Origin of the sequence: Aeromonas sp. s9 (assembly GCF_040907765.1) — a bacterium.
Classification (GTDB): domain Bacteria; phylum Pseudomonadota; class Gammaproteobacteria; order Enterobacterales; family Aeromonadaceae; genus Aeromonas; species Aeromonas caviae.
On record NZ_JBFOCK010000037.1, the window covers coordinates 68,558 to 83,677 of the forward strand.

12 protein-coding genes are annotated in these 15,120 nt (G+C 63.9%); 3 read left to right on the forward strand and 9 right to left on the reverse strand.

The features are described 5' to 3' along the window. Positions 1-30: 30 nt before the first annotated feature. From AB5Y54_RS07295 to AB5Y54_RS07325, 7 genes are all read right to left on the reverse strand, one after another. Complete coding sequence (locus tag AB5Y54_RS07295; RefSeq protein WP_052815671.1) at positions 31-1,194, reverse strand: phosphoglycerate kinase; 1,164 nt, start codon at positions 1,192-1,194, stop codon at positions 31-33. Between the two features lie 66 nt (positions 1,195-1,260). Next, positions 1,261-2,271, reverse strand: coding sequence for an erythrose-4-phosphate dehydrogenase (epd, locus tag AB5Y54_RS07300; protein ID WP_041211676.1), 1,011 nt, complete (start codon positions 2,269-2,271; stop codon positions 1,261-1,263). 50 nt (positions 2,272-2,321) lie between these two features. Beyond that, positions 2,322-3,251, reverse strand: a complete 930-nt coding sequence (locus AB5Y54_RS07305) for an ROK family protein (protein ID WP_045522010.1) — start codon at positions 3,249-3,251, stop codon at positions 2,322-2,324. 151 nt (positions 3,252-3,402) lie between these two features. After that, on the reverse strand, positions 3,403-4,470 hold the full coding sequence (gene hemE, locus AB5Y54_RS07310; protein ID WP_043154833.1) for a uroporphyrinogen decarboxylase: 1,068 nt from the start codon (positions 4,468-4,470) through the stop codon (positions 3,403-3,405). A 139-nt stretch (positions 4,471-4,609) separates the two neighbouring features. Further along, positions 4,610-5,389, reverse strand: coding sequence for an NAD(+) diphosphatase (gene nudC, locus AB5Y54_RS07315; protein WP_210555957.1), 780 nt, complete (start codon positions 5,387-5,389; stop codon positions 4,610-4,612). 164 nt (positions 5,390-5,553) lie between these two features. Then, on the reverse strand, positions 5,554-6,159 hold the full coding sequence (locus AB5Y54_RS07320) for a TIGR04211 family SH3 domain-containing protein (RefSeq protein ID WP_368153411.1): 606 nt from the start codon (positions 6,157-6,159) through the stop codon (positions 5,554-5,556). Between the two features lie 152 nt (positions 6,160-6,311). Next, entirely contained in the window at positions 6,312-7,064 is a 753-nt protein-coding gene (locus AB5Y54_RS07325; RefSeq protein ID WP_029314808.1) for a potassium channel family protein, read from the reverse strand. 100 nt (positions 7,065-7,164) lie between these two features. On the opposite strand from AB5Y54_RS07325, the gene AB5Y54_RS07330 reads away from it, so the two are divergent. From AB5Y54_RS07330 to glnE, 3 genes are all read left to right on the forward strand, one after another. Then, positions 7,165-8,415: a methyl-accepting chemotaxis protein gene (locus AB5Y54_RS07330; RefSeq protein ID WP_010675666.1), complete on the forward strand. Its 1,251-nt coding sequence runs from the start codon at positions 7,165-7,167 to the stop codon at positions 8,413-8,415. A gap of 118 nt (positions 8,416-8,533) precedes the next feature. After that, positions 8,534-8,974 (forward strand): GNAT family N-acetyltransferase, encoded by a 441-nt coding sequence (locus tag AB5Y54_RS07335; RefSeq protein ID WP_039040551.1) that lies wholly within the window; start codon positions 8,534-8,536, stop codon positions 8,972-8,974. Between the two features lie 135 nt (positions 8,975-9,109). After that, the gene (glnE, locus tag AB5Y54_RS07340) at positions 9,110-11,983 is read left to right on the forward strand and encodes a bifunctional [glutamate--ammonia ligase]-adenylyl-L-tyrosine phosphorylase/[glutamate--ammonia-ligase] adenylyltransferase (protein ID WP_368153412.1); all 2,874 of its coding nucleotides are present in this window, start codon (positions 9,110-9,112) and stop codon (positions 11,981-11,983) included. Between the two features lie 56 nt (positions 11,984-12,039). On the opposite strand, the gene AB5Y54_RS07345 is transcribed toward glnE, so the two are convergent. Further along, positions 12,040-12,774 (reverse strand): SDR family oxidoreductase, encoded by a 735-nt coding sequence (locus AB5Y54_RS07345; RefSeq protein ID WP_143237084.1) that lies wholly within the window; start codon positions 12,772-12,774, stop codon positions 12,040-12,042. Positions 12,775-12,913: 139 nt separating this feature from the next. Beyond that, complete coding sequence (locus AB5Y54_RS07350; protein WP_368153413.1) at positions 12,914-15,082, reverse strand: AsmA family protein; 2,169 nt, start codon at positions 15,080-15,082, stop codon at positions 12,914-12,916. Between the last annotated feature and the right edge of the window lie 38 nt (positions 15,083-15,120).

Consider the following 15,120-nt stretch of genomic DNA (forward strand, 5'->3'; position numbering starts at 1 on the left):
GGGAGGCTTTTGCCCCCCGTCCCGGGTCAATTAGGCTTTGGCGCGCTCTTCGAGAATCGCGACAGCCGGCAGTACCTTGCCTTCTACGAACTCCAGGAAGGCGCCGCCGCCGGTGGAGATGTAGGAGACCTTGTCGGCGATGCCGAACTTGTCGATGGCAGCCAGGGTGTCACCACCGCCAGCGATGGAGAAGGCCGGGGAAGCGGCGATGGCTTCGGCGATCACCTTGGTGCCTTCAGCGAACTGGTCGAACTCGAACACACCGACCGGGCCGTTCCACAGGATGGTCTTGGCGTTCATGATGATGTCGGCCAGGGCCTTGGCGGAATCCGGACCGATGTCGAAGATCATGTCGCCGTCAGTCACGTCGGACACAGACTTGATGGTGGCCGGGGTGGATTCGGAGAACTCGGCGCCCACAACCACGTCGGTGGTCACCGGAATGTTGGTTTCGGCAGCCAGTTTCTTGGCGGTGTCGATCAGATCGTGCTCGCACAGGGACTTGCCGACGTTGTGACCGGCAGCAGCGATGAAGGTGTTGGCGATGCCACCACCGACCACCAGCTGGTCAGCGATCTTGGAGAGGGATTCCAGTACGGTCAGCTTTGTGGAGACCTTGGAGCCGCCCACGATGGCAACCATGGGGCGCTCGGGCTTCAGCATTGCTTTGCCCAGGGCTTCCAGTTCACCGGCCAGCAGGGGGCCTGCACAGGCAACCGGCGCGAACTGGGCCACACCGTAGGTAGAACCTTCGGCGCGGTGAGCAGTACCGAACGCATCCATTACAAAGACGTCACACAGGGCGGCGTATTTTTTGGCCAGCTCTTCGGTGTTCTTCTTCTCGCCTTTGTTGAAGCGGCAGTTTTCCAGCACAACCAGCTCACCGGCGGCGACGTCTACGCCATCCAGGTAGTCTTTGGCCAGACGAACCGGGCAGGACAGTGCGTCTTTCAGATAGTTGACAACCGGAGCCAGGGAGAATTCTTCGTTGTATTCACCCTCGGTCGGACGACCCAGGTGGGAGGTGATCATCAGCTTGGCGCCCTTTTCCAGAGCCAGCTTGATGGTCGGCAGAGTCGCAACGATACGTGCATCGGAAGTGACCTTGCCGTCTTTTACCGGCACGTTCAGGTCAGCACGGATCAGAACGCGTTTGCCCGCCAGATCCAGGTCGGTCATCTTGATAACAGACATATTCAGTCCTCTATATATTTTCAGGTAATGTTAAAAAAACAGTAACCTTGCGCCCGGTGCAGACTTTCAGCCTGCGGCCATCATGGCCCGGGTGGTATCCAGCATGCGGTTGGCGAAGCCCCATTCGTTATCGCACCACATCAACATCTTGACGAGGTTGGCATCGCTGACCCGGGTCTGGGTACCATCAATGATGCAGGAGTGTGCATCATGATTAAAGTCTACGGAGACCAGTGGCTCTTCCGTGTAGTCCAGAATACCGTGTAATGTACCTCTGGATGCCCGTTGCAGGGCTTGATTTACGTCACTAACTGTCACTTTTTTACGAACAGTAATGCTCAGATCCATGGCGGTTACATTGATGGTCGGTACCCGCACCGCGATCGCCTCGAACTTGCCGGCGAAGTGGGGAAGGATACGTTCCAACCCCTTTGCCAGCTTGGTGTCCACCGGGATGATGGACTGGCTGGCTGCCCGGGTTCTGCGCAAGTCGCCGTGATAGGCATCGATGACTTGCTGATCGTGCATGGCCGAGTGAATTGTCGTAATAGTACCACAATTTATCTCGAATTCTCGATGCAATGTTTCGATGACGGGGACCACGCAGTTGGTGGTGCAGGAGGCGTTGGAGACGATCCGCTCCCGCCCGGTCAGCACCTGGTGGTTGACCCCGTAGACGATGGTGGCGTCCACGTCCGCGTCCGCCGGATGGGAGAAGAGCACCTTGCCCGCTCCCGCCCCCAGATGCAGCTCGGCATCGGCCCGGGAGCCGAACACCCCGGTGCAGTCCAGCACCACGTCCACCCCCAGCGCCCGCCAGGGCAAGTTCGACGGATCCCGCTCGGCAAACAGGGCAATGAGATCCTCCCCCACCTGCATGCTGTTGCCCGCCAGTTGCACCGGATAGCGGAACCGGCCGTGGCTGGTGTCGAAGCGGGTCAGGTGCACCATGGCCTCGGGGGCCGCCAGCTCGTTGATGGCCACTATCTTGATGGTCTTGTCGCGGCCGCTCTCGTAGAGGGCCCGCAGCACGTTGCGGCCGATGCGGCCATAGCCGTTGATGGCAATCTTGATCATGGAAACGTTGTGTCCTTAGCTGCGACAAAGGGATGAGAGGAAGGGGCGACTCACGAGAGCAGTGCCTCGCGAAAGACGCCGCGGGCCAGCAGTGCGGCACCGAATACCCCGGCGCTGTCCCCCAGAGCCGGCGCTACCATGGGGGTGGCGAAGCGGGGGTTGAACAGGAAGGGCAATACCGTTTCGCGCCCGGCGCGATAGAGGCTCTGCACATTGCCCACGCCGCCACCGATGACGATGACGTCCGGATCGAGAATATTGATCACGTTGGCGAGGGCCTGGCCGAACAGCAGGTGCAACCTGTCCATGGTGAGCCTGGCGACATGATCATGGGCACTGGCCGCAGCAATCTGGGCGAGCGAGAGACGGCGTTTGGTCCTGGCCTCGTACCAGGCCTCCAGCGCCGGGCCGCTGATGAGGGTTTCGACGCAGCCGCGCTTGCCGCAGTAGCACTCTGGCCCCTCCGGCAACAGGACGTTGTGCCCCCACTCCCCGGCGATGCCGTGGTGACCGTTGAGGATCTGGCCGTTGATGACGATGCCGGCCCCGACCCCGGTGCCCATGATGATGCCGAACACCACTTTTGCATCGGGATGATGCTGGCGCACCGCCCCCAGATGGGTTTCCGCCAGGGCGAAACAGTTGGCGTCGTTGGCGATGAGCACGGGGACGCCCAGCCTGCGCTCCAGATCTTCCTTGAGCGGCTTGCCGTTGAACTCGGTGGTGTTGCTGTTTTTCAGCAGCCCGGTCTGGGGGTCCCGGGCCCCCGGCGTCCCCATGCCGATGAGTGCAGGACGCTGACCGAGTTTGGCGGCACACTCGTCCACCAGTTTGGCGATCTGGCCCAGCATGTGCTGGTAGCCGCCGTGCCGTTCAGTGGGAATGCGGTGGCGCAGCAACACCTCGTCGCCATCGAGCACCACGCACTCGCACTTGGTCCCGCCAAGGTCGATCCCCCAATCCCACGCCTGCTTCTCCATCCAGCCTCCTGCCCCTCAACGACCCCATCCCGGCCACAACTGCCAACATGGGGGTGCAGTGTAACCCGAGCCGCAACCAGGATGCAGCCCCCTGTGTCACGGACAGCAAAACGGGGCCCGCAGGCCCCGTTCATCACGCTGTTTGCCGCGCTCAGCGACCGTGGTACCGGGCGGAGAGCTCATGCACCGCGTTGACGAACACGCCGGCATGTTCCGGGTCCACATCCTGATGGATGCCGTGCCCCAGGTTGAAGACATGACCGTTGCCATGACCGAAACCGGCCAGAATGGTGGCGACCTCTTCGCGGATCCGCTCCGGGGTGGCGTAGAGCATGGAGGGGTCCATGTTGCCTTGCAGCGCCACCTTGTCGCCGACCCGGCGTTTGGCGTCCGCGATGTCGGTGGTCCAGTCCAGCCCCAGGGCATCACAGCCGGTGGCGGCGATCTGCTCCAGCCACTGGCCGCCGTTCTTGGTGAACAGGGTGACCGGCACACGGCGGCCCTCATGTTCACGGATCAGGCCATCGACGATCTTGTGCATGTACTGCAGGGAGAAGTCGCGGTAATCGCGCGGGGTGAGCACGCCGCCCCAGGTGTCGAATACCATGACCGCCTGGGCACCCGCCCTGATCTGGGCGTTGAGATAGCTGATCACGCTGTCCGCCAGCTTGTCGAGCAGCAGATGCAGGGTCTGCGGCTCTGCATACATCATCTTCTTGATCTTGGTGAAGGCCTTGGAGCTGCCCCCCTCCACCATGTAGGTGGCCAGGGTCCAGGGGCTGCCGGAGAAGCCGATGAGCGGCACGTCGCCCTTGAGCTCGCGGCGGATGGTGCGTACCGCATTCATCACGTAGCCGAGCTCGTCTTCCGGATCCGGGATGGGCAGGGCCTGCACGTCGGCCATGGAGGTGATCGGGCGCTCGAAGCGCGGGCCTTCCCCCTGTTCGAAGTAGAGGCCCAGCCCCATGGCATCGGGCACGGTCAGGATGTCGGAGAAGAGAATGGCGGCATCGAGCGGATAGCGGCGCAGGGGCTGCAAGGTGACTTCACAGGCCAGCTCGGCGTTGCGACACAGGGACATGAAATCCCCCGCAACGGCGCGGGTCGCCTTGTATTCCGGCAGATAACGGCCAGCCTGACGCATCATCCATACCGGGGTCATGTCCACTTCCTGGCGCAGCAGGGCACGCAGGTATCGATCGTTTTTCAGCTCTTTCATCCCAGTTCCTGAGTCATGTCACGCATAAAATGGCGGACATGATACCACTTTGTGCAAGGCTGAGGGCGACCCTGACGCCGCACTTCGCCGCAGGAGTGCAAAGATGTGAGGGGGCGCATACAAGCGCCCCCGTTTTCCCTCAACGCGCCTCGGCGAGGCACTGTTCGATGAGCCGGCGCGCTATGGTGCCATGAGGGGGCAAGCGCGGCAGCCGGTCGGCGGCAAAGAAATCGGCCGCCACCAGTTCGTCATCCTGCACCCGGATCTCGCCGCTCTCGTAGTCGGCGGTGAAGCCCATCATCAGGCTGTGGGGGAAGGGCCAGGGCTGGCTCGCCACGTAACGCACATTGGTCACCCGGATGCCGCTCTCCTCGAACACCTCCCGCGCCACGCACTGCTCCAGATTCTCCCCTGCCTCCACGAAGCCGGCCAGCACGGTATACATGGGATCATCCGCCTGATAGTGACGGCGGTGGGCTGCCAGCAAGATGGCCGGCCCCTTGCGCACCGCGACGATGATGCAAGGGGAGATGCGCGGATAGACGACATGGCCGTGATGACACCCCTGGGCCCACTCTCCTTCCCTCGGGGTCATGGGGGCGCCGCACTCACCGCAGAAACGATGGGTTCGGCGAAAAGTGGCGAGCTGCCAGGCCCGTCCTGCGAGGCGAAAGCCCTCTTCGTCCCCCGCCACCATGAGCTGGCGCAGCGGGGCCATGGCCCCGGTCTCCGCCTCGCCCCCCAGATCCAGCAGATGGCAAGGCAGGCCGTCCCACTCGTCGAAGCGCTCGAAGGGGGCGGTGTGCAGATGGGTGGGCAAAACGGCGCGGGGCCCTTGTGGAATGCGCCCCTGTTCATCCAGCAGGACGAGGTGATCGCCCCCCAGCACGAACCAGAAGGCCTGTTCAGTTGATGACATATGATGAAGGCTCTTGTTGAGAATGCGCGCGGCACAGGATCGTTTGCCTCATCTTACGAGCAGGAAGGGCCGATGGCGACCCCCGACATGGCCCTCTTCTCGCCAGACACACCATGAAAAAAGGCCGCCTCTGGCGACCTTTCATTCTGTTGACCGCCGGGCGATCAGTTCATCCAGCGCTCGCTGCTCTTGCGACGGCGCGGGAGCATGGGCAGGAGGATCCCGAGCAGGATGCCGCCCCCCACCATGGCACCACCGCGGATGAACCAGTCCATCTGCATGTCGTGCTCACGGTTGTCATAGCTCTGGGTCAGGGCGTCGTTCTGTTCCTTGAGGCCGCTCATCTCGGCGCTCTGGCTGTCCAGACGGGCTTTGAGGCTGGCGATCTCCTTGCTCTGCTCGGCGATCTTGCCATCCTTCTCGGCGAAGCGTTTCTCGTTGTCGCCATTGAGGTTCAGCAGACGCGCCTTGGCTTCGTCCAGCTCTTTCTGAACCTGGGGAAGACGTTCACGCAGGCTGATCTCCCCCTGCAGCTCGCTGTTCTTGATCCAGCCCTCGCGGCCACGACCGTCCACCACCTGGGTGAATCCGGCCTCCTGGTTCACCGCCTTGACCTCCAGCGGCTCACCGGCCTTGACGCTGCCGAGGATCCGGTACTGGGTACCCGGACCGTTGTGGATATAGGTAAAGATGTTGTCTGAAACATAGCGGGTATCGGCCAGTGCCTGTTGGGTACACAAGCAGATCAGGATCCCGAGAAGGGCGCGCATGGTCGATCGATTCTCTTCGTTGGATTAGGTTGCAGGCCGAATGTTAAGCCGCCTGCGGGTCAAAGGACAAGCAAAGAAAAGCGCCATCTCCCCGAGTGAGAGCTGTCTCGCAGCACCGCCGGTTTACGACGCGACCATTCCAGACGTCGCACCTACTTCTGTTTCAGCGCTTGCACCTCGGCGCGCAGGGCCTTGAGCTCTTTGAGCAGTTGCGCCTGCTGCTCGCTCTGTTGGCGTCGCCACACAGCGGTGTCGTCGTTGGTCTTGCCGGGATGGACGAACAGGCTGGCCATGAAGCCGCTGAGGGCGCCAAACAACCCCACTCCAAAGAGGATCAGCAGGCTGGCGACGAAGCGCCCCTCCTCCGTCTTGGGCACCAGATCCCCGTACCCCACGGTAGAGAGGGTCACCAGCGTCCACCAGAAGGCATCGTAAGGAGTCTGGATCTGGCTGCCGGGTTGCCCCGTTTCCAGCCAGTACATGACGCCGGAGCCGACCCCCAGCAACAGGAAGAAGAGGAAGAGAATGCCGGAGAGGGTGGTTTCGTTGCGTTCACGACGGAACATGGCCAGCAGATCCGGTCTGTCCCGGAGCAACTGGTAGACCCGCCACAGCTGGATGAGCCGCGCCCAGCGCAGTTGCTCCACCATGGGCAGGCTGCCGGGCAGATAGAACCAGTTGCTCTTGAAGAAAGCCATCCTGTCGGAGGCACGCGCCCAGCCATAGGCGAAGTGAGCGAGGAAGAAGTAGCAGATCAGACTGTCGACATCATAAAAGAGCTGCAAAGTCTGGGGACTCAGTTCACCGTGCCCCAGCCAGCGAGCAGCCACCAGGCAAACCGAAATCACGGAGAGAAACCCCATCAGCAGATCCATGGTACGCAAATGAGTTAAGTGATGTCGCATACATTTTCCAACTTTAAGCACGGTGCAAATTAATAAAAAGGAAGATAATGCCGATAGCTATGACGGCAAAGGAATAATGGACGTTGAAAGGAGAAAAATTATGCAGTTGAACCCGCTGGAGAGGCGCATGAGCAACATCCGACTGGTGCCCAAGGTGGTGCTGCTCATGGTGTTCAGCACCCTGCTGCTGCTGGCCAAACTCTGGTTCGATGCCAGCAACCTGGAAGCGACCCTGCTCAGCGAGGGCATTGATGCCGCCATGGCCAACACCATCGCCGATCGCCTGCTCTGGACCGGGCTGGTGGAGACGGCGCTCATGGGGGTCGTCTTCGTGGTGCTGCTGCTCACCGGCTCCCGCCTCATGGTCAAGCAGGTCCACTACCTGGTGGGGCTGCTGGAGCGTTTCGCCAACAAGGATCTCAGCCACAGCGTGCTGCTCAAGTCCCGGGACGAGTTCGGCGACATCGCCAAGGCGGTGGCCCACTCTCAGGAGAACCTCAAGGAGGTGTTCGGGACCCAGCGTGCCGCCTGCAAGGAGCTCAACGAGATCGCCTCCCAGGTGACTCTCTGCATGGATGAGGCAAACGAGGCCATCAACGAGGAGTTCACCCAGATTGAGCAGCTTGCCAGCGCCATGAGCCAGATGGTGGGGGCCATTCGAGAAGTGGCCAACCACGCGGAGCAGGCGTCCCACGCCACCGCCGAAACCAGCCAGCTGGCCGAGGAGGGCAGCCGCTGCGTGGCGGCTACCGTCAACACCATCGACACTCTCTCCGGCAACATCCAGCGCTCCTCCACCGTGGTCAACGAAGTGGAGCACGGGGTCGATCGCATCGGCTCCGTGGTGGACACCATCCGCAGCATCTCCGAGCAGACCAACCTGCTGGCCCTGAACGCTGCCATCGAGGCCGCCCGCGCCGGTGAGGCGGGTCGCGGTTTTGCCGTGGTCGCCTCCGAGGTGCGCGAACTCGCGAACCGTGCCCAGGCGGCCACCGTCGAGATCCAGAAGATGATCGAGCAGCTTCAGGGCAACGCCCGCCAGGCCGTCGGCCTGATGGCCGAGAGCGTGCAACAGGCGGACAAGGGGGTGGAGCAGGTGACTCAGGCTGGTACCCAGCTCGACACCATAGTGCAGCGGGTGCAGGGAGTGGCCGACATGAACCGCCAGATCGCCGCCGCCTCCGAGCAGCAAAGCTCGGTGGCCGAGGAGATGAATGCCAACCTGGAGCAGGTCAAACAGGTGGTGGAAGGCTCCGTCGTGGTGCTGCGGGAGCTGAAAGATGCCTCCGAACTGGTAGAACACCACAGCCAGACGCTGGACAGCCATATCCAGGCCTTCAAGCTGGCCTGATGCTGGCCTGATGCTGGCGCCCATCGTCAAACCTTCAGGCTGGCCTGAGGTCGTGATTTGAGTACACTGGAAGGCCCCCTTAGGGGCCTTTCTTTTTTCATCACGGCAAGGAGCCAGGATGCAGACCACAGAACCTGCGCTTGAGATAAGCGACGACAAGGGACGCCTCGACGTCCCGCTCATTCACCGTTTCCTCAGTGAAGAGGCCTACTGGTGCCTCGGCATTCCCCTCGCCACCCTGCAGCGGGCCATCAACCACTCCCTGTGCTTCGGAGCCTATCTCGACGGCCAGCAGGTCGCCTTCGCCCGGGTCATCACCGACAAGGCCACCTTCGGTTATCTCGCCGACGTCTTCGTGCTGCCCGAACATCGCGGGCGCGGTCACAGCAAGGCCCTGGTGGCAGCCATCCTCGCCCACCCGGAGCTGCAAGGGCTGCGCCGTCTCTCTCTCGCCACCTCCGATGCCCACGGCCTCTACGCCGGCTTCGGTTTTGTGCCGCCGAGAAGCCCCGGCAGCCTGATGGAAATCTACGACCCCGAGATCTACCGGCGTCCCTGAGCCCGGCCGATCGCCAGATCCGTTGCCGGATCACCTTCCGGGCAGCGGCGCTGTGACGCCAGCGCCCGGGAGTGCTAGATTGGCAGCCGGCATTTCACTCTCCCTGCAGACTCGTCAACCACAAGGATGGCAACCGTGGCCCAGCACTCTCCCTCTTTCTCCGCCTTCTCCCCCTTGTTGCAGGAGCAGGCCCTGCGCCACTGGCAGCGGCTGCTAGCCCTGGCGCCCCAGTATGACGCACTGCCCGAGCCCACCCGCCAGACCCTGCTGACCCTGCTCGGCCTCTCCGACTTTGTCGCCGACTCCCTCATCAAGCAGCCGGGGCTGCTGGCCGAGACCCTGGCATCGGACGCACTGACCCGGGCCGAGCGCTGGCCCGCCTATGAACCTGAACTCGCAGCCCTGCTCGCCGAGGTCGCGGACGAGGAGGCGCTCAAGCGCATCCTGCGCCAGTTCCGCCGCAGCCGCATGCTGGTGATCGCCTGGCGCGAGCTGCTCGGGGAGTCCGAGGTCGAAGAGAGCTTCATCCATCTCACCAAGCTGGCGGATGTCCTCATCTGTGGAGCCCGCGACTGGCTCTACGCCAAACAGTGCAGCGAGCTGGGCACCCCCATGGACGGCGATGGTAACCCCCAGCCGCTGCTCATCCTCGGGATGGGCAAGCTCGGCGGCGGCGAGCTCAACTTCTCCTCGGACATCGACCTTATCTTCACCTTCCCCGAGAACGGCTACACCGTTGGCGGGCGGCGGGAGCTCGCCAACCAGCAGTTCTTCATCAAGCTGGGGCAGCGTCTCATCAACGCCCTCCACCAGCCCACCCAGGATGGTCAGGTGTTCCGGGTCGACATGCGGCTGCGCCCCTTTGGCGATGCGGGGCCGCTCGCCATCTCCTTCGCCGCCATGGAGGACTACTACCAGCATCACGGCCGCAACTGGGAGCGCTACGCCATGGTCAAGGCACGGGTGCTGGGCCCCCAGTGCGAACACGCCATGGCCCTGACCGAACTGCTGCGCCCCTTCGTGTTCCGCCGCTATATCGACTTCGGCGTCATCGACGGCCTGCGCCAGATGAAGGCGATGATCGCCGCCGAGGTGCGTCGCAAGGGACTGGAGGGCAACATCAAGCTGGGGGCCGGGGGCATTCGCGAGGTGGAGTTCATCGCCCAGGCGCTGCAACTCATCCGTGGCGGGCGCGAGCCCGCCCTGCGGGTACGCCACCTGCCCGAGGCGCTGGCCGCCATCGCCCAGGGGGGTGCCCTGGAGGGGAGCCAGTGCGAACGCCTGCTCACCGCCTATCGCTTCCTGCGCCGGGTGGAAAACATCTTGCAGGAGATCGGCGATCAGCAGACCCAGACTCTGCCCAGCGAGGATCGGGATCGCCAGCGGCTCATCGCCACCCTCGGCTTTACCGACTGGGACGCCTTCATGGCCCACCTCGATGAGGAGATGGCCGCCGTCCATCAGGAGTTCGTCGCCGTGGTGGGGGAAGAGAAGGAGGCCCCCGCCCACCTGGAACAGCTCTGGCTCGATCTCTGGCGCACCGAGCTTGATGCCGCCGAGCTGGAAAAACTGCTGACCACGCAGGGAGTGGTGGAGCCCGCCCCCCTCTGCGCCGCCCTGCTGCGTTTCAAGGAGGAGTACAAGCGCCGTCAGGTAGGGCCCCAGGGGCGCATCGCCCTGGACTGGCTGATGCCGGAGCTGCTGCGGCTGGTGGTGGCGAGCCGCGAGCCCGCCCGCCTGTTCGAGCGGGTCTGCACCCTGCTGACCTGCATCTTCACCCGCAGCGCCTATCTGCAACTGCTGGCGGAAAACCCCGCCGCCCTGCGCCAGCTGGTGCGCCTGTGTGACGAGAGCAACCTGGTGAGCGAGCAGCTGGCCCGCTACCCCATCCTGCTGGACGAGCTGCTGGATCCCCAGCACCTCTACCACCCCACCCCGCTGGATCAGTACAAGCCCCAGTTGCGCCAGTTCCTGCTGCGCATCCCCGAGGAGGACGTGGAGCAGCAGATGGAGGCGCTGCGCCAGTTCAAGCAGGTGCAGCTCCTGCGCATCGTCGCCGCCGACATCGCCGGCGCTCTGCCGCTGATGAAGGTGAGCGACCACCTCACCTGGCTGGCGGAGGCGATCACCGAGGAGGTGGTCAATCAGGCGTGGGCCCAGATGAGCGAACGCTACGGGGTGCCGCCCGAGGTGGCGGTGAGCGGTGAGCGCGGCTTTGCGGTGGTGGCCTACGGCAAGCTGGGGGGCATCGAGCTCGGCTACGGCTCGGATCTCGATCTGGTGTTCCTGCACGGCGGCGACCCCAACAGTTACACCGATGGCCGCAAGCCCATCGACAGCCGCCAGTTCTACCTGCGCCTGGCCCAGCGGATCCTGCATCTGTTCAGCACCCGCACTCCGTCCGGCATCCTCTACGAGATCGACATGCGGCTGCGCCCCTCCGGCGACTCAGGCCTGCTGGTCTCATCGCTGTCGGCCTATGAGCAGTACCAGCAGCAGGAAGCCTGGACCTGGGAGCATCAGGCCCTGGTGCGAGCCCGTCCCATCTATGGCGATGATGCCGTGGTCGCCGAATTTGCCCGCATCCGCCGCGACGTGCTGGCCAAGGAGCGGGATCTGCCCACCCTGGCCCGCGAAGTGCGGGAGATGCGCCAGAAGATGCGGGATCACCTGCTCAAGGCGGGAGAGGGAGAGTTCGATCTCAAGCAGTCCCCCGGCGGCATGGTGGACATCGAGTTCATCGCCCAGTACCTGGTGCTGGCCCATGCCTGCGGTGAGCCGGACGCCCTCACCCGCTGGTCAGACAATGTGCGCATCTTCGATGAGTGCGTGATGGCGGGAGTGCTCACACTGGAGCAGGCAGAGGGGCTCAAGCAGGCCTATCTGGAGATCCGCAACCTCGGCCACCGCCTCAACCTCTCGGAGATCTCCCGCAAGGTGGGGGACGATCAGTTGCCGCGAGAGCGGGGCCATGTGCTGGCGGTCTGGCAACAGTTGCTGGGAGAATAAGCAGAAGGGGCGCCATGGCGCCCCTTCTCGTTGACGAAAGGCTTGTTGAAGATGACCTAGCGTCCGCCCGCCACATCGATAAAGGTGCCGGTGGCATAGGAGGCCTCGTCCGACAGCAGCCAGGCGATGGCGGCCGCCACCTCACGGGGTTCGCCGCCCCGTTGCAGCGGAATGGCCCCCTTGATCCTGTCCACCCGGCCGGGCTCGCCGCCGTCGGCATGCATGTCGGTGTAGATGAAACCCGGACGCACCCCGTTGACCCGGATCCCCTGGGCCGCCAGCTCCAGCGACAAGCCTCTGGTCAGCACGTCGACGGCCCCCTTGGCGGCGGCATAATCCACGTACTCCCCGGGGGAGCCCAGCCGGGCAGCGGCGGAAGAGACGTTGACGATGGCGCCCCCCGCCGTCATGCGGCGCACCGCCTCGCGGCAGCAGAGAAAGCAGCTGGTGACATTGGTGGTCAGGGTCTGGTTGATGCGCTCTGCGCTCATCTCCAGCACCTTCATCTGGGGCTGCAACCTGCCGGCGTTGTTCACCAGATGAGTGACGGGGCCGAGCCGCGCGTCCATCTCCTCGAACAGGCGCACCACCTCGGCCTCCACGCTGACATCGGCCTGCACCGCGATGCACTCGACCGGATGGGTGGCCAGGAGCTCGGCCACCACCGCCTCGGCGGACACCCTGTCCTGACGATAGTTGAGACAGAGATGGTAACCCTGCGCCGCCAGATAGCGGGCTGTCGCGGCCCCGATACCTCTGCCACCGCCGGTGATCAGCACCCGTTTTTTCATGAACCCTCCTGGTTCCCGGTTTCGAAGACTATTTCGCATAGTACCTCATGTTGCCGACCACACCTCGTCCCGTAACGCCCGGCACCACAGCAAAGAGCCCGCACGGGGCGGGCTCTTGATGACAACAACGGGAGGCTGGCTATTTGAACAGGCCCTTGAGCAGCTGGTCCGCCACCCCCTTCACCCCTTCGTTGTCGGCCTTGTCACCCAGCAGCTTCTTGAGACCGCGCTCGGCCTCCTTGCGGGCCTTCTCCTCCAGCACCTTGTTGTTGCTGAGCAGCTCCTTCACGTCAAGCTTGTAGCTCGGCGCCTGCCAGTGGCCACCGATGCGCACCGGTATGGTGATGTCCTTGAGCTCATCCACCGTCTTGCCCCCCTGCCCCTTGCTGCTCTCCACCACGGAGGTGAGGAACAGGAAGTCGAGGGTCTCCGGCACCAGAGCGGTCTGGCCCTGCCCCTTCACCCGCAGGGCGGGGGCAAAGAGCTGGATGTCATCGCTCCTGGCAACCCCGTCGGCAATCTGGAAGCTGGCGGTGAGGGCACTGAAGTCGGTCTTGCGCACCTCCTTCACCTGATCCGCCCCCTTGCCGGTCAGGGTGGCCCGCGCCTCGCGGATCATCTCCGCCAGGTTGATGCCGTGCAGGGCGCCATCGCTCAACTTGAGGTTCACCTTGCCCTGCATCCGGCTGCGCAGCGCCTGCTCGGAAAGACCGCTACCCTGCACCTGCACCTCCAGATCCCCCTTGCCTTCCAGCAGGTCGGTCTGGGCCAGGGTCTGCAGCAGGGGCCGCACATCGACCCCTTGCACCCGCTTGTGCACCTGATAGCGGGCCGGCTGCTGACGGGCATCGAGCACGCCGCTAGCGGTCACCTTGCCACCGGCCACCCCGGCACTGAACTGCTTGAGGTTGAGCTCACCGCCGCTCAGGGCCAGTTGCAGATCGACGGAGCTCAGGTCCAGGCCCTTCACCTTCAGGCCGCCCAGTTGCAATCGACCCGCCAGATCGACCAGTTTGAGGGCACTCAAGTCAGGCTCTGCCGTGGACAGGGACTGAGCCGAGGGGGCTGACTTGGCCGCTGCGCCCTGCTCACCCGCCGACACTGTGGCCGGTGCGGCAGAAGATGCGGCGGTCTTGGCCCCGTCCTGCTTGCCGAGCCAGCCGTCGAGATCGAGCTTGTCCCCCTTGAGGTCAAAGTCCACTTTGGGTACGGCCCCCAGACGAACGGCGCCGCTGCCGCTCAGCAGAGCATCATCCACCCCCATCACCAGGTTGCTGAGGGTGACGGCCTGCTTGTCCAGCTCGGCGCGGGCAAAGCCAGCGAGCTTCACCTGCATCTGCGGGCGCGGCAGGGCATCACCGCTCAGCTTGGCGGCCAGCACGGCATCCGACAGCTCCAGCAGTTGCCGGTTTTCATCGAGGCGCGCCTTGAGGGTCCCCTCCAGCGTACCGGCCAGGGTCGGCTTGTCCGCCGCCCCCTGGGCCCCCTGCAGACTGAGGGTGAGGCTGCTCCACTGCCCCAGTGCCAGCCGGTCGGCCTTGAGGGAGAAGGCATCCAGCCGCTGGGTCGGTTCGCTCAGGCTCCCCGCCAGTGCGACGTCTTTCAGCTCGCTGCGGCTGGCATCGGACGCCACCTTGAGCTGGGTCGACCCCTTGAGATCAAACGCCAGCTCACCCTGGGCCCCCTTGGCGGCCAGAGTCACCGGTACCCATTGATCGACCGCCAGCTGGCCCAGGTTCAGGTCCAGCTGTTCGAGACGAGAGACGGTGCCATTACGATCGTCCTGCAGCAGGGCGCTGGCCTGTTGCAGCTCCACTCCTTGCAGGCTGATCTGCCAGGGCTGTTTGTCACTGGCGGGCGGGGGCGTCGTTGCGACAGGCTCGGTGGTCGCTGCCTCCCCCTTGGGCTCGGCGGAGGCCTTGAGCAGATCGCTCAGGTTGGAGCTGCCGTCAGCCTTGGTCTGGATAAACAGATGGGCGCCACTCAGGGTCACCTTGCCGATCTCAAGCCGGTGAGAGAGCAGCGACAGCAGGCCCACCGAGGCCTCCCCGCGCGTGAAGCGCACCAGGTCGGGCTCGGCAAAGCCGGCAGGGTTACGCAGTGCCACCTGCTCGAGGGAGAGGCCCAGGCTTGGCCAGAAACGCCAGCCGATATCCCCTTGTATCACCAGCTCGCGGCCGGTGCTCTTGCCCACCTGTTCCACCAGCTGGGGCTTGAACTGGTTGGGATCGATGAGAGACACCAGGGCGGCGATGGCCACCACGGCCGCCAGCGCCAACCCCAGCAGGATGTAGATGATCTTCTTCACGATGGACTCCTTGAATGCGGATCTTGTGGCTGACTATA

Excerpts from the sequence above, each read along its gene's own strand:
- AB5Y54_RS07330 (WP_010675666.1), top strand. The coding sequence starts at position 7,165 with ATGCAGTTGAACCCGCTGGAGAGGCGCATGAGCAACATCCGACTGGTG.
- nudC (WP_210555957.1), bottom strand. The coding sequence starts at position 5,389 with ATGTCATCAACTGAACAGGCCTTCTGGTTCGTGCTGGGGGGCGATCAC.
- epd (WP_041211676.1), bottom strand. The coding sequence starts at position 2,271 with ATGATCAAGATTGCCATCAACGGCTATGGCCGCATCGGCCGCAACGTG.
- AB5Y54_RS07335 (WP_039040551.1), top strand. The coding sequence starts at position 8,534 with ATGCAGACCACAGAACCTGCGCTTGAGATAAGCGACGACAAGGGACGC.
- AB5Y54_RS07345 (WP_143237084.1), bottom strand. The coding sequence starts at position 12,774 with ATGAAAAAACGGGTGCTGATCACCGGCGGTGGCAGAGGTATCGGGGCC.
- AB5Y54_RS07320 (WP_368153411.1), bottom strand. The coding sequence starts at position 6,159 with ATGCGCGCCCTTCTCGGGATCCTGATCTGCTTGTGTACCCAACAGGCA.
- AB5Y54_RS07295 (WP_052815671.1), bottom strand. The coding sequence starts at position 1,194 with ATGTCTGTTATCAAGATGACCGACCTGGATCTGGCGGGCAAACGCGTT.
- hemE (WP_043154833.1), bottom strand. The coding sequence starts at position 4,470 with ATGAAAGAGCTGAAAAACGATCGATACCTGCGTGCCCTGCTGCGCCAG.
- AB5Y54_RS07325 (WP_029314808.1), bottom strand. The coding sequence starts at position 7,064 with ATGCGACATCACTTAACTCATTTGCGTACCATGGATCTGCTGATGGGG.
- AB5Y54_RS07305 (WP_045522010.1), bottom strand. The coding sequence starts at position 3,251 with ATGGAGAAGCAGGCGTGGGATTGGGGGATCGACCTTGGCGGGACCAAG.